General features: G+C 67.9%; 16 protein-coding genes. 14 read left to right on the top strand and 2 right to left on the bottom strand.

Annotated elements, in window-relative coordinates; genetic code table 11:
- Positions 1-141: 141 nt before the first annotated feature.
- The 13 genes from pyrH (at position 142) to ACYVJ8_RS02185 (ending at position 13977) form a co-directional block, all read left to right on the top strand.
- Positions 142-873, top strand: coding sequence for a UMP kinase (pyrH, locus tag ACYVJ8_RS02245; RefSeq protein ID WP_460709268.1), 732 nt, complete (start codon positions 142-144; stop codon positions 871-873).
- A 65-nt stretch (positions 874-938) separates the two neighbouring features.
- On the top strand, positions 939-1952 hold the full coding sequence (locus ACYVJ8_RS02240; protein WP_460709267.1) for a cation diffusion facilitator family transporter: 1014 nt from the start codon (positions 939-941) through the stop codon (positions 1950-1952).
- A gap of 132 nt (positions 1953-2084) precedes the next feature.
- Positions 2085-2642, top strand: a complete 558-nt coding sequence (gene frr / locus ACYVJ8_RS02235; protein WP_460709266.1) for a ribosome recycling factor — start codon at positions 2085-2087, stop codon at positions 2640-2642.
- Between the two features lie 56 nt (positions 2643-2698).
- A complete protein-coding gene (gene uppS / locus ACYVJ8_RS02230; protein ID WP_460709265.1) occupies positions 2699-3463 on the top strand; it encodes a polyprenyl diphosphate synthase in 765 nt (254 codons plus the stop codon).
- Positions 3460-4311: a phosphatidate cytidylyltransferase gene (locus tag ACYVJ8_RS02225; protein ID WP_460709264.1), complete on the top strand. Its 852-nt coding sequence runs from the start codon at positions 3460-3462 to the stop codon at positions 4309-4311. Before uppS ends, ACYVJ8_RS02225 begins: the two co-directional genes overlap by 4 nt.
- A 56-nt stretch (positions 4312-4367) precedes the next feature.
- Positions 4368-5540 (top strand): 1-deoxy-D-xylulose-5-phosphate reductoisomerase, encoded by a 1173-nt coding sequence (locus tag ACYVJ8_RS02220; RefSeq protein WP_460709263.1) that lies wholly within the window; start codon positions 4368-4370, stop codon positions 5538-5540.
- A 30-nt stretch (positions 5541-5570) separates the two neighbouring features.
- Positions 5571-6950, top strand: coding sequence for an RIP metalloprotease RseP (rseP, locus tag ACYVJ8_RS02215; protein WP_460709262.1), 1380 nt, complete (start codon positions 5571-5573; stop codon positions 6948-6950).
- Positions 6951-7071: 121 nt separating this feature from the next.
- Complete coding sequence (gene bamA, locus ACYVJ8_RS02210) at positions 7072-9597, top strand: outer membrane protein assembly factor BamA (protein ID WP_460709261.1); 2526 nt, start codon at positions 7072-7074, stop codon at positions 9595-9597.
- 16 nt (positions 9598-9613) lie between these two features.
- Positions 9614-10639, top strand: a complete 1026-nt coding sequence (gene lpxD, locus ACYVJ8_RS02205) for a UDP-3-O-(3-hydroxymyristoyl)glucosamine N-acyltransferase (RefSeq protein WP_460709260.1) — start codon at positions 9614-9616, stop codon at positions 10637-10639.
- Between the two features lie 183 nt (positions 10640-10822).
- Positions 10823-11281, top strand: a complete 459-nt coding sequence (fabZ, locus tag ACYVJ8_RS02200; RefSeq protein ID WP_460709259.1) for a 3-hydroxyacyl-ACP dehydratase FabZ — start codon at positions 10823-10825, stop codon at positions 11279-11281.
- 8 nt (positions 11282-11289) lie between these two features.
- A complete protein-coding gene (lpxA, locus tag ACYVJ8_RS02195; RefSeq protein ID WP_460710996.1) occupies positions 11290-12075 on the top strand; it encodes an acyl-ACP--UDP-N-acetylglucosamine O-acyltransferase in 786 nt (261 codons plus the stop codon).
- Between the two features lie 10 nt (positions 12076-12085).
- Positions 12086-13255 carry a lipid-A-disaccharide synthase gene (gene lpxB / locus ACYVJ8_RS02190; RefSeq protein ID WP_460709258.1) on the top strand — a complete coding sequence of 390 codons (1170 nt, stop codon included), beginning with the start codon at positions 12086-12088 and terminating at the stop codon, positions 13253-13255.
- A 50-nt stretch (positions 13256-13305) separates the two neighbouring features.
- Positions 13306-13977 carry a ribonuclease HII gene (locus ACYVJ8_RS02185; protein WP_460709257.1) on the top strand — a complete coding sequence of 224 codons (672 nt, stop codon included), beginning with the start codon at positions 13306-13308 and terminating at the stop codon, positions 13975-13977.
- A gap of 3 nt (positions 13978-13980) precedes the next feature.
- Here ACYVJ8_RS02185 and ACYVJ8_RS02180 read toward each other — a convergent pair whose 3' ends face one another.
- Together ACYVJ8_RS02180 and ACYVJ8_RS02175 are read right to left on the bottom strand one after the other, a co-directional pair.
- The gene (locus ACYVJ8_RS02180) at positions 13981-14358 is read right to left on the bottom strand and encodes a hypothetical protein (RefSeq protein ID WP_460709256.1); all 378 of its coding nucleotides are present in this window, start codon (positions 14356-14358) and stop codon (positions 13981-13983) included.
- A gap of 42 nt (positions 14359-14400) precedes the next feature.
- Positions 14401-16641, bottom strand: coding sequence for a tetratricopeptide repeat protein (locus ACYVJ8_RS02175; RefSeq protein ID WP_460709255.1), 2241 nt, complete (start codon positions 16639-16641; stop codon positions 14401-14403).
- 144 nt (positions 16642-16785) lie between these two features.
- Between ACYVJ8_RS02175 and ACYVJ8_RS02170 the strand changes: the two genes are divergently transcribed.
- The gene (locus ACYVJ8_RS02170; protein ID WP_460709254.1) at positions 16786-17430 is read left to right on the top strand and encodes a hypothetical protein; all 645 of its coding nucleotides are present in this window, start codon (positions 16786-16788) and stop codon (positions 17428-17430) included.
- Positions 17431-17516: the final 86 nt, after the last annotated feature.

Here is a 17516-nt window from a genome sequence, read left to right as displayed (position 1 = left end):
TCTTGGAAGCCTGCCGGCTGCAGGCACCCGGATCGTATGGGAAGCGTCCTTCAAACCGTTTGACACTTCCGGCTCGGGCCGTCAGCCATCGGCTACAATTCCGCCGTTTGCTCCCGCGCCGCCAACCCCCGAGGTCGCCCCATGTCCCAGCTCGCCTATCGCCGTGTCGTGTTGAAACTGTCCGGCGAGGCGCTGATGGGTAACGAGGACTACGGCATCGACCCGCTCGTCCTCAATCGTCTGGCTCACGAAGTCATCGAGGCGCAGCAGGCCGGCGCGGAAATCGCGCTGGTGATCGGCGGCGGCAACATCTTCCGCGGCGCGGGCCTCGCGGCCGGCGGCATGGACCGCGTCACCGGCGACCAGATGGGCATGCTCGCCACGGTGATCAACGCGCTCGCCATGCAGGACGCGCTCGAGAAGCTCGGCGCGAAGTGCCGCGTCATGAGCGCGATCAAGATCAACGACGTGTGCGAGGACTACATCCGCCGCCGCGCCGTGCGTCATCTGGAGAAGGGCCGCATCGCCATCTTCGCCGCGGGCACCGGCAACCCCTTCTTCACCACCGACTCGGGCGCCGCGCTGCGCGCGATCGAAATCGGCGCCGACCTGCTGCTCAAGGCGACCAAGGTCGACGGCGTCTACGACAAGGACCCGAAGAAGCACACCGACGCGGTCCGCTTCGAAAAGCTCAGCTACGACGAAGTCATCGCCCGCAACCTGCAGGTGATGGATACCGCCGCGTTCGCCCTGTGCCGCGACAGCGACCTGCCGCTGCGCATCTTCGACATGAGCCAGGCGGGCGTGCTGCTGCGCATCCTGCGCGGGGAAACCATCGGCACGCTGGTGCAAGGCCGCAACGCCGGCCTGTGACCGAAAACGTGAGCGCCGACCCCGCGCAATAGTGTTGCGCCGGGTCAGCGTGACAGGATCGCGCCATGGGCCTGGGACATCATCACGACCACGACGGACACGGGCATGGCCATGGGGTCAGCGCGACGCGCGCTTTCGCCATCGTCACCCTGATCAATCTGGCGTATACCGCACTGGAAGCCGGCTACGGCTTCGCCACCAATTCGCTGGCACTGCTGTCGGATGCGCTGCATAACCTGGGCGACGTGCTGGGACTCGCACTCGCCTGGGGCGCCGCGGCGATCGCCAAGCGTCCGCCGACCGCGCGCCATACCTATGGCTGGCGCCGCGCCACCTTGCTGTCGCCGCTGGCGAATGCGCTGCTGTTGGTTGCCTTCTCCGGCGCGCTCGGCTGGGAAGCGATCCGCCGCTTCTCCGCGCCGCCGGAAATCCCCGCGCTGCCCGTCATCGTCGTCGCCGCGCTCGGCATCCTGGTGAACCTCAGCGCGGCGTGGTTCGTGCGCGAAGGCCACGAGCACGATCTCAACCGCCGCGGTGCCTTCCTGCATCTGATGGCCGATGCGGCCGTGTCGCTGGCCGCCGTGCTCGCCGGTGCGGGCATGTGGTGGCTGGGCTGGGAATGGCTCGACCCGGTGACCGCGCTGCTGATCGGCGTAGTGATCGCGGTAGGCGCCTTCGGCTTGCTGCGCGAAAGCTTCGACGCGGCGATGGACGCGGTGCCGCGCAGCATCGATCAGAACGAAGTACTGGCCTTTCTCGCCGCGCAGCCCGGCGTGGGCGCGGTCCACCATCTGCACATCTGGTCGCTCGGCGCCGGCGAGATCGCGATGACGGCGCATCTGGTGCGGCCGGACGACCGCGATCACGACGCCTTCATCGATCACGTCAACCACGAGCTCGATCACCGCTTCGGCATCAACCACCCCACGCTGCAGGTCGAACGCGGCATGGGCTGCGAGCACGATCGCCACGACCGCGCGCCGCACGGCGACATGTCCCACGATGGCGCGGCTCACGACGAGGCGGCTCACGACGGCAGCACATCGCACCGCCACCAGCCGCACTCGCATTCGCACTGACACCCGCGGCCTGGCTGGCGCGCCTTACGGCCCGACCACCGCATTTCGGCCAGCCCGCCTCGCCACCGCTATAATCCCGCGCCTATCGAAGCGCCCTCTGGCGCGCCCAGTCACATACCCCCGGAGCCGGCGATGCTCAACGACATCAAGAAAGACGCCCAGAACCGCATGGCCAAGAGCGTCGAAGCCCTGCGTCACGACCTGGTGAAGGTCCGCACCGGCCGCGCGTCCACCGCGCTGGTCGACACCATCAAGGTCAACTACTACGGCTCCGACATGCCGCTCGGCCAGGTCGCCAGCGTGGCCGTCGCCGATGCGCGTTCGCTGACCATCACGCCGTGGGAAAAGGCCATGGTGGGTGCGGTCGAGAAGGCCATCCTCGCCTCCGACCTCGGCCTCACGCCGAATACCGCCGGCACCGTGATCCGCCTCAACCTGCCCGCGCTCACCGAGGAGCGCCGCAAGGAACTGACCAAGGTGGTGCACAGCGAAGGCGAAGACGCGAAGGTCGCGATCCGCAATATCCGCCGCGACGCCAACAGCCAGGTCAAGGAACTGCTGAAGGAAAAGAAGATCACCGAAGACGAAGTCACGCGCACCGAGGGCGAGATCCAGAAGATCACCGACAGCGCGATCAAGGACGTCGAGGACGTGGTCAAGGCCAAGGAACAGGAACTGATGGCGGTCTGAGCGCGCCGTCGGCTCCCGCCGACCGCCGCCATCGCGTACCGCCCCGGCAATAACGAATGCTGCCCTCGGATACCGCTTCAGCGCCCGTTCCCCGCCATCTCGCCGTCATCATGGACGGCAACGGCCGCTGGGCGCAGCGTCGCCGCCGTCCGCGCATGATCGGTCACCGTGCCGGTGCGCGCGCGGTCGATGTCTGCATCGACTTCTGCCTCGACACCGGCATCCAGGCGCTGACCCTGTTCGCGTTTTCCAGCGAGAACTGGGGCCGGCCCGAAGAGGAAGTCGGCGCGCTGATGAAGCTGTTCCTGGGCGCGCTGGAGCGCGAAGTCGACGAGCTCGACCGCCGCGGCGTGCGTATCCGCTTCATCGGCGAGCGCGATCGCTTCGCCGAAGCGATCCGCGCACGCATGGAAGCGGCCGAAACACAGACCGCCGGCAACACCCGGCTGCAACTGAGCATCGCCGCGAGCTATGGCGGACGCTGGGACATCGCCCAGGCCGCCCGCTCCCTCGCGCGCGAAGTCGCCGCCGGTCGCCTCGATCCCGACGCCATCGACGAGGCCATGCTGGGAGCGCGTGTAGCGTTGGCCGATGTGCCCGCACCCGATCTTTTCATCCGCACCGGCGGCGACACGCGGGTGAGCAATTTCCTGCTGTGGCAGCTGGCCTATACCGAGCTTTGGTTCACCGAGACGTTGTGGCCGGACCTCGATGCCGCCACACTGCGGCGCGCCCTCGACGACTATGCCAGCCGTGAGCGCCGCTTCGGCCTGACCGGCGAACAGGTCGCACGCACGCCGCCACGAGAGAACGACGCATGACCAAAACCCGCCTGCTGGCCGCCCTGATCATGGCGCCGATCGCGATCGCCGCGATCCTGCTCCTGTCCACGCCCTGGATCGTGGCGCTGGCGGCCGTGATCTTCCTGGCCGGCCTGTGGGAATGGTTCGAGCTGGCCGAGATCGAAGACACCCTCGCCCGCACCGTGCTGTTGGTCGCGCACATGGCCTTGATGGTGGCCATCGTCTGGGCGTCGCGGTCCGCTTCGGGCTTCAGCTATGTGCTGTTCCAGCTCGCCAGCTTCATCGGGGTGATCTGGTGGCTGTTGGCGCTGCTGTGGTTGCGCCAGTACGACTTCGCCAGCAATCACCAAACCTGGGCACGCTTCTTCAAGCTGGCCGCGGGTGCGCTGGCGGTGATCCCGGCCTGGTGCGCGCTGGCCTGGATCCATGCGACCGAGCCCAACGGCCACATCTGGCTGTTCACGGCCCTGGCGATCGTGTGGGCGGCGGACAGCGCGGCCTACTTCGCCGGACGCCATTTCGGCGGCACGGTATTCAAGGGCCGCAAGCTCGCCCCGCGCGTTAGTCCCAACAAGACCTTAGAGGGTCTGGCGGGCGGCGTCCTGGCCGGTGTGCTGATCGGCATCTGCGGTTCGCTGCTCGCCGGCGCCTCCGCCGCGCAGGTGCCGCTGGTCGCGCTGGTGGCGCTGGTGGCCACGCTCGCCTCGGTGATCGGCGATCTCTACGAAAGCCTGCTCAAGCGCCACGCGGGTGTGAAGGATTCGGGCCACCTGATCCCCGGCCACGGTGGCATCCTGGACCGCATCGACGGCGTGCTCGCCGCCCTGCCCGTATTCGCCATCGGCAAGGCGATGTTCGGCTTCTGAAGCCTGCCGCCCCGCGGCCTTCGGGCCACGTGGCACGACGAAATGATGTGACCCCGATGTCCCAGCTCCCCACCCGCAACGTCGCCGTCCTGGGCGCCACCGGTTCGATCGGCGCCTCGGCGCTGGATGTGATCGCGCGCCATCCCGCACAACTGCGGGCGACCGTGCTGGCGGCGGGAAGCAAGGTCGATGCGCTGCTGGCGCTGTGCCGCACGCATCGCCCGCTGCATGCCGTCATCGCCGACCCGGCGCAGTTCGCCGCGTTGCGCGACGGCCTGCGCGACGCCGGTCTGGACACGCAGGCGCACGCGGGCGAAGCGGCGATCGAGGCACTGGCCGCCAGCGAGCATTGCGACACCGTTGTCGCAGCGATAGTCGGCGCCGCCGGGCTGACCTCGACCCTGGCGGCGGCGAAGGCCGGCAAGCGCCTGCTGCTGGCGAACAAGGAATCGCTCGTGCTCGCCGGCGAACTGTTCATGCGCACGGCGCACGACAGCGGCGCGACGATCGTGCCGATCGACAGCGAGCACAACGCGATCTTCCAGTGCCTGCCCGACGCGCATGCACGTGCCGGCCTCAAGCGCATCGTGCTGACCGCGTCCGGCGGGCCTTTCCGCGGCCGCGGCCGCGCAGAACTCGCCGCGGTCACGCCCGAACAGGCCGTGGCCCATCCGAAGTGGTCGATGGGACCGAAGATCTCAGTCGATTCGGCCACGCTCATGAACAAAGGGCTGGAAGTCATCGAGGCCCATCACCTCTTCGCGGTGCCGCGCGAACGCATCGACGTGCTCGTGCATCCGCAGAGCCTGGTGCACTCGCTGGTCGAGTTCATCGACGGTTCGACCCTGGCCCAGCTCGGCCTGCCCGACATGCGCACGGCGCTCGCGGTGGGTTTCGGCTGGCCGCAGCGCATCGCTTCGGGCGTAGCGGGACTGGATTTGCTGCAGCACGGCCGGCTCGACTTCGAGGCTCCCGACCTCGCCGCATTTCCCTGCCTGCGCCTCGCCTTCGAAGCGCTGCAGGCCGGCGGCACGGCGCCGGCCATGCTCAACGCGGCCAACGAAGTGGCCGTTTCAGCCTTTCTTCAGCGGCGGATCGCTTTCCTGTCGATTCCCGCGCTGGTGGAAGACACCCTCAATGCCCTGCCCGCCACTGCCGCCGACTCGCTCGATGTCCTGCGCGAAGCCGACGGCGCCGCGCGGCGCCACGCCGCGGCGGCGATGGGCTAATGGGATGGACAGCGGTCGTCGGGGGGCGCCATGAATGAAATAGCAGGCTCGATCTGGTGGTTGCTGGTGAGCCTCGGCGTGCTCGTCACCTTCCACGAATTCGGCCACTACTGGGTCGCCCGTCGCTGCGGGGTCAAGGTGCTGCGCTTTTCGGTCGGCTTCGGCAAGCCGCTGTGGCTGCGCCGCGGCAAGGACGGTACCGAGTACGCGATCGGCGCCATTCCGCTGGGCGGCTACGTCAAGATGCTGGGCGAACACTCGTTCGAAGCGCAGGACGTCGAGCGCCCGCCTACGCCGGAAGAGCTGGCGCAATCGCACGACCGCCAGCCGGTGTGGAAGCGCATGGCGATTTCCTTCGCCGGCCCGGCGGCGAACCTGATCCTGTGCGTGGTGCTGTTCTGGGGCATGTTCGTGATCGGACGCCCCGACTATGCGCCGGTGATCGGCCAGACCGCCGGCATGGCCGCCAGCGCCGGGCTGCACAAGGGCGACGAGGTGCTGACCGTCGCCGGCCGCCCGACGCCGACCTGGAGCGAGGTCAGCATGGGCCTGCTCGGCGCCGCCCTGGACCGCAAGGACGCGGCCGTGCAGGTGCGCGAACCGGATGGCCAGGCCAGCACGCACACCCTGCCCCTCTCGAAGCTTCCGCGGAACTTCGACGAAACCCGCGCCCTGCAGGCAATCGGGGTGCGCGGGCGGCACGAAGTCGCGATGCCCGTCATCGACAAGGTGACGCCGGGCAAGCCGGCCTGGGGCGTGCTCGCCGAAGGCGATCGCATCACCGCCATTGACGGCGAGCCGGTGTTCTCCAGCCAGGATGTCATCCAGCTGGCGCAGCGCCTGGGCCAGCAGAACCGCGAAGCGATGGTCGAAGTGGAACGCGACGGGGACCGGCTGGCGCTGCCGCTGAAACCCGCGCTGCAGATCATGGGCGACAACAAGCAAGGCTGGGGCTTCGGGCTCAGGCTGGTCTCTCGCGAACCCCCACGGGATGCCGTGCTCCGCTACGGCCCCCTGGCCGCGGTCCCGGCCGCGTTCTCGGAAACTGCGCACCAGACCCGCGAGTTGTTCGCCACCTTCAGCCGCGCCTTCAAGGGCACGGTGTCGGCGCGCAACACCGTCGCCGGGCCGATCACCATCGCGCGCGCCAGCAACTATTTCGCGCAACAGGGGCCCGCGCACTTCCTGATGCTGCTCGCCCTGCTGTCGCTCAGCCTGGGCATTCTGAATCTGCTGCCGATCCCAATCTTGGACGGCGGTCACCTGCTGTATTACCTTATCGAGCTGGTCAAAGGCAGCCCGGTCAGTGAGCGGGTGATGGCCGCCGGCAACGTGGTCGGTCTCGCCTTGATCGTCGGGCTGATGGGCCTGGCGTTCTACAACGACATCGTGAACAACCTGGTGCGGTGATGAATATCGCCACGCCAGGGAACCAGTTCAGGGCGGACTTGTCCGACCAACGATTCGCCGACCACCCTGCTTCGCCCGCGGCGCCCGAGCACGGCTCCCGCATCCCCAACCGGACTGAATGATGACGCGACTCCCCAATCGCCGCCTGCTTGCCCTTGCCCTCACTGCAGCGATGGCGCCGGCGTTGCCCGCGCTGGCACAGTCCACGGATCCGTTCGCGCCGCCCGCTACCGCTACTCCGCCCGCCGACACCGTTCCGCTCGCGTCGGCCGGTGCGTTTACCGTCAGCGACATCCGCGTGGACGGCCTGCAGCGCATTTCCGCGGGTACGGTCTTTACCTATCTGCCGATCGAGCGCGGCGACACCGTCGATTCGACCAAGGCAGCCGCGGCGATCCGCGCGCTGTACAAGACCGGTTTCTTCGAGGACATCCACCTGGATCGCCAGGGCGACATCCTGGTGGTCACGGTGCAGGAGCGTCCGGCGATCAACAAGCTGACCGTCACCGGCAACAAGGACATCCAGTCCGAAGACCTGCTCAAGGGCCTGAAGGAAAACGGCATGGCCGAAGGCGATACGTTCAATCGCCTCGTCCTCGACAAGATGGGCCAGGAGCTCACCCGCCAGTACCAGAACCGCGGCAAGTACAACGTCGAGATCACCCCGACCGTGTCGCGGCTGGACCGCAACCGCGTCGACGTGACCATCACCGTCAAGGAAGGCAAGGCCGCGCGCATCCGCCACATCAACCTGATCGGCAACGAGAAGTTCGCCGACAAGGACATCGTCGACACCTGGGAGTCGGCCGAGCACAACTGGCTGAGCTGGTACCGCCGCGACGATCAGTACTCGCGCGAAAAGCTCTCCGGCGACCTCGAGAAGCTCAACAACTACTACCTCGATCGCGGTTACGTCGACTTCAACATCGACTCGACCCAGGTGGCGATCAGCCCCGACCGCAGCGACATGTTCATCACCGCCGGCGTCACCGAAGGCGACCAGTACAAAGTCTCGTCGGTGCAGCTGACCGGCGACACCGTGCTGCCGAAGGAAGAGCTGCAGAAGCTGGTGCTGGTGAAGGAAGGCCAGATCTTCTCCCGCCGCCTGCTGGAAATCACCTCCGACGCGATCACCGCCACCCTGGGCAACGTCGGCTACGCGTTCGCGCAGGTCAATCCGGTTCCGGACGTGGATCGCGACGCCAAGACCGTGGGCATCAGCCTCCAGGTCGTTCCGGGTCCGCGCGTCAACGTGCGCAACGTCGTCTTCAAGGGCAATACGCGCACCAGCGACGAGGTCATGCGCCGCGAGATGCGCCAGTTCGAGGGCAGCTGGTATTCGCAGGCGGCCATCGACCGCTCGAAGATCCGCCTGCAGGGCCTGGGCTACTTCGAAACCGTCGACATCGAAAGCAAGCCGGTCGACGGCACCAACGATCAGGTCGACGTGGTCGTCAACGTCAAGGAAACCTCGTCGGGCAGCTTCGTGTTCGGCCTGGGCTATTCGCAGCTCAGCGGCCTGACCACGCAGGTGCAGTTGACGCAGGAAAACTTCCTCGGCACCGGCAACCGCGTTTCGGTGCAGGCGCAGCGCAGCAGCTACCAGTCGCGCTACGACTTCTCCTTCCTCAATCCGTACTTCCTCGATAACGGACTGTCGCTCGGCTACAACCTGTGGTGGCGCCAGTTGGACTACTCCGACTTCGGCACCGCGCAGTACAACAGCGACAGCGGCGCGGCGCAGGTGGTGTTGGGCTTCCCGATCACCGAGACCGACACGGTCACCGGCCTGTTCGGCGTCGACACCAACAAGATCAACGCGTTCCGCGGCAGCACGCCGGAATCGATCATCGATTACATCGATGCGCTGGACCACAGGACCTTCCACTCCTGGCGCGCGGAGATCGGCTGGAGCCGTAACTCGCTGGACAATCTGCTGACGCCGTCGCGCGGCATGCAGCAGCGCGTGTGGCTGGAAACCACGCTGCCGGGCTCGACCGTCGAGTACTACAAGCTCAACTACAGCATCTCCAAGTTCTGGCCGCTGTCGCGCCATTTCGTGCTCAACACGCGCGCGGAACTGGGCTATGGCGACAGCTACGGCGATGCGGTGAATCGCAACATCTGCTTCACCGCCGGCAGCTGGTCGGACACCAACAACGACGGCACGCTCGACACCTACACGCCCGGACCCGCGCCGAGCGAGCCGTGCCTGGCTTCGTCGACGGACTTCGTGAAGACCGTCAGCGCCGACGGCCTGCCCTTCTTCGAGAACTTCTACGCCGGTGGCGTGCGTTCGGTGCGCGGTTTCCGCGACAACACGCTGGGTCCGCGCCAGGCGCCGTTCCAGGGCAGCAACTACCTGCAGCCGGTCGGTGGCGCGGTGAAGACCACCGGTTCGCTCGAAATGTACTTCCCGACCCTGCTCGATACGCCGGCGGCGCGCGCCTCGGCCTTCATCGACTTCGGCAACGTCTACAAGGACCTCGACACGTGGGATGCGGGCGAGCTGCGCGCGTCCACGGGCATTGCGCTGATGTGGCGTTCGCCGATGGGACCGATCTCGATCAGCTACTCCTTCCCGCTGCGCAAGGAAGAAGAAGACGAACTCGAGCGTCTGCAGTTCACGTTCGGCGGATCGTTCTAAGCGACGCAGGCCGGACGTGGCCACCGTCTCCTATAGCGCCGCCGAACTCGCCGAGCGCTTCGGCCTGCAACTGCAAGGAGACGGCGCCGTGCGCGTGCACGGCGTCGGCACGCTGGCGCGGGCGCAGGCCGGGCAACTGGCCTTCCTCGCCAACAGCAAGTACCGCGGCCAGCTGAGCGAATCGCAGGCCAGCGTGGTCACGCTGCGCGAAGAGGATGCGGCGGGGCACGCCGGCACCGCGCTCATCGCGCGCGATCCTTATGCCGCGTTCGCGAAGATGTCGGCGCTGTTCGAACCCAAGCCGGCCTATCCCGCGGGTATCCACCCGTCGGCGGACATCGCCGGCGATGCCCAGGTCGATGCCTCAGCGCACGTCGGCGCCTTCGTTTCCGTCGGCGCGCGCAGCCGCATCGAAGCCGGCGCCGTGGTCGGCCCCGGTTGCGTCATCGGCGAAGACTGCATCGTGGGTGCCGGCAGCCAGCTGATCGCGCGCGTGACCCTGGTCGCGCGGGTGCGCATCGGGCAGCGCGTGACGGTGCATCCGGGCGCCGTGCTCGGCTCCGCCGGCTTCGGCCTGGCGATGGAAGCGGGCAAATGGTTGAACGTTCCGCAGCTGGGCGGCGTCGTCGTCGGCGACGACTGCGAGATCGGCGCCAACACGACGATCGATCGCGGCGCGATCGAAGACACGGTGCTCGAGGAAGACGTGCGCCTCGACAACCAGATCCAGATCGGCCACAACGTCTTCATCGGCGCGCACACCGCGATGGCCGGATGTGCGGCGGTTGCGGGCAGCGCCCGCATCGGCCGCTACTGCCTGATCGGGGGCGCGGCGGGCGTGCTCGGCCACCTCGAGATCTGCGACAAGGTCATGGTCACGGCGATGAGCCTGGTGACCCATTCCATTCGCGAGCCCGGCGAGTATTCGTCGGGCACGCCGCTGATGGACAACCGCAGCTGGCGCAAGAACGCGGCCCGCTTCAAGCAGCTCGACGCCCTCGCCCGCCGGATCGGGCGGCCCGCGGGCGAACGTGAAGACTAGCCTCGCTGTCGCTTGAGGCGCCGCACCGCGGTGCTGCAGCGACGGGTTCTCCGGATTGCGACCCAGGCCCGGGCCTTCGCCGGCGCCAATCACGGTAAGCTTGGCGCCATACGGACGCGCATGTGGCAGTGAAGCCGGGATAATTGCCGATTCGCTGCACGCTTCCGTGCGCCAGGAAAGACTATGACTCAGCCCGTGCAACTCCCGGTCGACATCGCCGGCATCCAGAAGCTGCTGCCGCACCGCTATCCGTTCCTCCTGGTCGACCGCGTGGTCGAGCTGGAGCCGCACAAGCGTGTGCTTGCGTACAAGAACGTCAGCTGCAACGAGCCCTTCTTCAACGGCCACTTCCCGGGCCACCCGGTGATGCCCGGCGTACTGGTGATCGAAGCGCTGGCGCAGGCCGGCGGCCTGCTCACGCAGCTGTCCGGTGCCAACAACGAAGGCAGCCTGTTCTACCTGGTGAAGGTCGACAACGCGCGCTTCGCCAAGATGGTGGTGCCCGGCGACAAGCTGGAGCTGGAAGTCACGCTCAAGCGCCTCATCCGCAACATGGCCCTCTACGTCGGCACCGCGCGCGTGGACGGCCAGGAAGTCGCCAGCGCCGAAATCCTCTGCGCCGAGGTCAAGAAAGAGGCATGACCACCGCGATGTCCGCGCCCGCCATCCACCCTACGGCCGTCGTCGAAGCCAGCGCGAAGCTCGGCGCCGGCGTGCAGGTCGGGCCGTTCTGCTACATCGGCCACGAGGTCGAGGTCGGCGACAACACCAGCTTCGGCCCGCATTGCAGCGTGCAGGGTCCCACGCGCATCGGCCGCGACAATCGCTTCCATGGCCATTGCGCCATCGGTGGCGAACCGCAGGACAAGAAGTACGCGGGCGAACGCGTGGCGCTGGCGATCGGCGACCGCAACGTGTTCCGCGAGTTCTGCACCGTGAACCGCGGCACCGGCGGCGGCGGCGGCAGCACCAGCGTGGGCAACGACAACTGGTTCCTCGCCTACACCCACATCGCGCACGACTGCCATGTCGGCGACAGCTGCGTGTTCTCCAACAACGCCACCCTGGCCGGCCACGTCACCGTGGGCGATCACGTGATCCTCAGCGGCTTTGTCGGCATCCACCAGTTCTGCCGCATCGGCGCGCATGCGTTCATCGGCATGGGCGCCTTCGTCAACGGCGATGTGCCGCCGTACCTGATGGTCGCGCAGGAAGGCTACGGCAAGCCGCGCGGCATCAACAGCGAAGGCCTCAAGCGCCGCGGCTTCGACAGCGAGCGCATCGGCGCGATCAAGCGCGCCTACCGCGCCCTGTACATGTCCGGCGCCACGCTGGAAGAAGCACGCGCGCGCCTGGCCGAGATCGCCAGCGACAGCGCCGACGTGCGCGCCTTCCTCGCCTTCATCGAAAGCGGCGAACGGCCGCTGCTGCGCTGAGGATCGCGTCATGCGCATTGCTCTCGTCGCAGGCGAAGCCTCCGGCGACCTGCTCGGTGCCGGGCTGATCGCTGAACTCCGCAAGCGTTATCCCAACGCGCAATTCGCCGGCATCGGCGGCGACGGCATGCGCGCGGCGGGCATGGACACCTGGTTCGACGCGTCCGAGCTTGCGGTGATGGGTCTGGCCGAAGTGCTCAGGCACTTGCCGCGCCTGCTGCGCCTGCGTCGCGAGCTGCGCCAGCGCGTGCTGGCGTGGCAGCCCGATGTCTTCGTCGGCATCGACGCGCCGGACTTCAACCTCGGCGTGGAAAAGTGGCTGAAGAAGCGCGGCATCCGCACCGTGCATTACGTGAGCCCGTCGGTGTGGGCATGGCGCGAGAGCCGTGCCGCGAAGATCGGCCGCTCCGCCGCGCGGGTGCTGTGCCTGTTCCCGATGGAACCGCCGATCTATGCGAAGCATCGCGTCGACGCGCGCTTCGTCGGCCACCCCTTGGCCGACGAGATGCCACTGGATCCCGACAAGCTGGCGATGCGCGAGCAATTGGGTATCGATCCGGACCGTCCGGTGCTCGCGCTGCTGCCCGGTTCGCGCGTAGGCGAAGTCGAACGGCTTGCGGCGACCTTCCTGTCCGCCGCGACGCGCGTGCTCGAGGACGTGCCCAACCTGCAGATCGTGGTGCCGATCGCGAATTCGCCGACCCATCTGGCCTTCCGCCGCGTGCTGGCCGCGCATCCGGACCTCGAGCGGCTGCGGCACGCACTGCGCATCCTGGTCGGCAACGCACGCCGGCTGATGATCGCCAGCGACGTGATCCTGCTCGCCTCAGGCACGGCGACCCTGGAAGCCATGCTCGCCAAGCGGCCGATGGTCGTCGCCTACAAGGTCGCCCCGTTGACCTACGCGCTGGTCAAAGGCTTGGGCCTGCTGAAGACGAAGAACTACTCTCTGCCCAATGTGCTCGCCGGCGAACGCGTCGTGCCCGAACTGATGCAGGGCAACTGCACGCCCAAGAAGCTGGCCGATGCCACGCTGGCGATGCTGTCCGATCGCGAGGCGATGGCCCGCATCGAACCGCGCTTCCGCGAACTGCACCTGCAGTTGCGCCAGGACGCGTCGTCCAGCGCCGCCGCCGCCATCGCCGAGCTGCTGCCGGCGCGCACGGTTCCGCTTGCGTGAACACGCGGCGCGCGCGCACGCTGCGCTCGCGCCCGACCGGACCGCCGCCGATGTCATCCGACTCCTTCCCGCCCGCCGAACTACTGCCCAAGGCATCGTCCGACGAAGCGTGCGCCGTGGCGGCCGGACCCATCCGCATCGCCGGCATCGATGAAGCCGGCCGCGGCCCGCTGGCAGGACCGGTAGTGGTCGCCGCGGTCGTGTTCGCTCCCGGACGTACACCGGTGAACGGCCTGGACGACTCCAAGCAGCTGGATCCCGAACGTCGCGAAGTGCTGTACGACCGCATCGTCCAGCGCGCGCTGGCGTGGAAGATCGAGTTCGTCGACGTCGAGGAAATCGACCGCATCAACATCCTGCAGGCGACGCTGACCGGCATGCGCCGCGCCCTCGAAGGCGTGGCGCATGTGGCCGATGCCGCGCGCATCGACGGCAACATCGTCCCGCCCGGCCTGTGCCGGCCCGGCGAAGCGTGGATCGGCGGCGACGCGCGCGATCGCACGATCATGGCCGCCTCGATCCTCGCCAAGGTCGCGCGCGACCGCTACATGCGCACGCTGCACGAGCAGTGGCCGCATTACGGCTTCGCCGAGCACAAAGGCTATTCCACGCCGGCGCACCTGGCCGCGCTGAAAACGCACGGCCCGTGTCCGCATCACCGCCGCAGTTTCATGCCGGTGCGGTTGGCGCAGGCGGATCTGTTTGCAGCCGATCCGGCCTGAGCGCTACGCGTTGCTCTTGGGCCCGATGATCACGTCGGGATCAACTTCCACGCCATTCACGCTGATGCCGTAGGAATAACGGCCGTCGGTTCCTCCCGCCGTCATCTCCAGCAGGTGCAGGTTGCCGCTTTTCTGGTTCGCTTTCTGCACGACGCGGTCTTCGGTCCACATCAGCTTGAGGATGATCTCGAAGGGCTGCTCGCAGCTCCAGATGATCTTGCCACCCTGACGAACCCATGCGCTGTCCGGCTGCGCCTTCGGCTTGTTTGTAGCGGCATCGAACTCGATGGTTATCGGGGCGGTTGCCGGCGGTTCGTTGCCACCTCCACTCGAACCCTTGTTGAGCACCATTCCCATGGTTGCGAACGACAACAGATTCATCGTGCTTCTCCTTGCGGGGCGCCCGTCCGTTGGGCCGGGGGATCAGCGGGCGGGCTTGGCCGCCGGCTGCGATTTCGGAGATGACGCTTGCGTTGCCTCGAACAGCGGACGCAGCAGCGGCGAAGCGACGATCCGCGGCGTATTGACGCCGCCGTCGCAGGCGCGTTGCAGCCAACCGCGCGCACCCGCCTCGTCGCCTAGTTGCGCCAGCGACTGTGCGGCCCAGAAGGCGACCTCGCCCTGTTCGACCTTCAGCGCCTCGGCGCGCGCGATCAGCTGACGCGCCTCGCGCTCCTGTCCGAGATTGGCGCGATACCAGGCCAGCACCGCGATCGCGTGCGCATCGCTGGGTTTGATGTCGACGTACTCCTGCGCCATACGCGCGGCACGGTCGTAGCTGGCGCGCGCCTGCGCGGCGCCGTTGGGTAGCGCGGCCAGCGCATCGCCCAGGTTGCCCCAGGTGCGGTAGTCGCTGTCGTCCAGCTGCGCGGCACGGCGGTACAGGTCGGCGGCATCGGCATAGAGGCGCTGCTCGTAACGCAGCGTGCCAAGGTTGGTGAGCGCCGGATAGTTCGGTTTGATCGCCAGCGATCGCGTATACGCATCGGCCGCGCGCACATTGTCGCCATTGACCATGTACAGGCCGCCCAGGCTGCTCCAGACATCCTCGTCGTCCGGCGCCAGCGTTGCGGCGGTCGCGAATCCCTCGATCGCCTTGGGCATGTCGCCGCGGAGGTAGTACTCGAATCCCAGGCCGCGGTAGATGCTCGGATCGCCGGGCCGCGCCTGCAGCGCGCGTCCGAAGTAGTCGAGCGCGAGGTCGTTGTGGCCCTGCGCGGACTCGGCGCGCGCCAGGCCGAGGTAGACATCGGCGCGCAGCGCCAGCGCGTCCAGCGCCTTGCGGTAGTGTTCGATCGCCTGCGCGTTGTCGTTGCGTGCGCGATACAGATCGCCCAGGGCCAGGCTCACTTCGCGCAGGTTCGGATCCATGCTGGCGGCGCGCTGGCAGGCGGTTTGTGCGCGATCGAAGGCGGCCGCGTCGTGCGCGCTTTCGAAGCCGATGATTTCCGCTCGGCAGACGCCCGCCTGCGCGCGCGCGAAACTCGGATCGGCGGCCAGGGCTTCGTTGAAGAAGCCGATCGAGCGCGCGCTGTTCGATTGCGAGTCCTTCTCGTCACCGCTTTGCAGTTGCTGCACGCCATGCAGGTAGGCGTCGTACGCCGCCACACTGGCCGTGGGGGCGAGCCGGCGCGTCAGGCTCTGCGTGTCGCGCGGCAATGCGCCCAGCAGCGACTGCACCACGTCGCGCGCCAGCTCGCTCTGCAGCGCGAACACGCCGGTAAGTTCGCGTTCGTAGCTGCCCGACCACAGGGTGTAGCCGGTCCGTGTGTCGGTCAGGCGGGCGTTGACGCGTACCTTGCGTCCTTCGCGGCGCACGTCGGCATCGAGCACCGTCGCCACGCCGAGCAGGCGGCCGAGCCGGCGTGCGTCCGCGCGCTGCGTCCCGCAGGCGCTGCGCACGCGGCAGGCGGCCACCTTGAGTCCGGGCACGCCGGCCAATGCGCTGTGCAGCTCCGAGGCCAGGCCTTCGGCGAAGTAACTGTCGCGCTTGTCCTCACCCAGATTGGTGAACGGCAGGACCGCGATCGAGGGCTCCGCAGGCAGTGACGGCGTCTGCTCCTGTTGTCGCCATCCCAACCAGGCGACGACCGCGACGACGGCCAGGAATGCGAGCGCCGCCAGCACCAGCGGCGGCCGCCACCGCCGCTTGCGTAGCGCCGCCCGCCTGCTTTCCCTGTCGGCTTCGACGATGTGCGCAGCGCGATCCAGGCGATGGGTGTCACCCGCCGCAGGTGCCGGCAGCGACGCGGCCGGAGCCGGTTCTGCTGCAGGTGCAACCAGCGCGCGCGCGGGCGGTCCTTCCGCTTCCGGCCACGACTTGAGCTCGCCGATGAAGCGGTAGCCCAGCCCGTGCTGGGTCTGGATGTACTGCGGCCGGTGCGAATCGTCGTCGAGCACATGGCGCAGCTGCGCGACCGCGCGGGTGAGCACACCCGGGGTGACATGCCGATGGCCCCAGACGGCATCGAGCAGATCGTCGTGCCGCACCAGTTCACCGGCGTGACGCAACAGGTGCAGCAGCACCGCGAAGGCCTTCGGCTCCAGCGCCTGCAGCTCGCCGTCGCGGGTCAGCGTGTAGGCGGACGCATCGACCAGAAACGGGCCGAAGCGGTAGCCATCGCCCCCGTTTCGTGCGCTCGCGGTGTGGCCTCCGGCATCCATCAGGGAAACCTCATGAATGCCACGACATCGTCACGCAAAGCTGCGGCACGCGTCGTGCCAGCGTCATGACCCGGTTGCCGCGCGGACGGAAGCTGCCCCCACGCCGAATACAGGCGTGTCCCAATCCCCCACGGAGCCTTTGCCATGAACGCCATGCTCACTGTCGCGATTCCGTTGCCTGCCATCCTCGACCAGCCGTCGCCGATCGGGCCCGGACGCCGCCACTGCATCGACAACGTCCATTTGACTGCGGCCTCTGTCGACCGCTTCAACGCGCTGCTGACCCGCCTGGGCCGCCAAGCCGCGCCGCTGGACTGCGACCGGCTGGCCACCGCCGCGCGCGAGTTGCGCGACGTCTCGGGTGCGGGCGAGCCGGCCTGCATCCAGCAACGCATGAAGCGGCTCGAGGCGGCCGCCCGCATGCTCGACGACCAACAGTGGGAACCGGTCGACGAAGCCGGCAACATCGCCGCACTGATGTTGCATTACGCCACCGGGCGCTACCAGCTGCTGCCCAACTCGCTGCCGACGGTGGGGCATCTGGACGACGCCATTGCCGTGGAGGCGGCCTGGCCGTCGATTCAGGAAGAGGTCTTCGACTTCGTCGACTACTGCCGGGTGCGCTCGCTGGAAGCCATGCTGCGCGGCCGCGACATCGGCGCCTTCCACTTCAGCCGCGGCGACTGGCAGGCGGCACGCCAGGCCGAGTACGTCCTGGAAAAGCAGCGCCGCTGCATTCGCGAAAACAGCTACGTGCCGCAACGGGAAACACGCTTCCTCGTCCATTGAGGACGCCGTATGGAACCGGACCACGAGGCCGCCCACGGGCGGCCTCGCTGTATCCGGGGGCAGCCCGCTGAACCGGCAGGTCGGCG

It is taken from the genome of Lysobacter terrae (genome assembly GCF_054782215.1).
The sequence above is the reverse complement of the archived record's forward strand: the minus strand, read 5'-3'. Positions and strand labels throughout refer to the sequence as shown.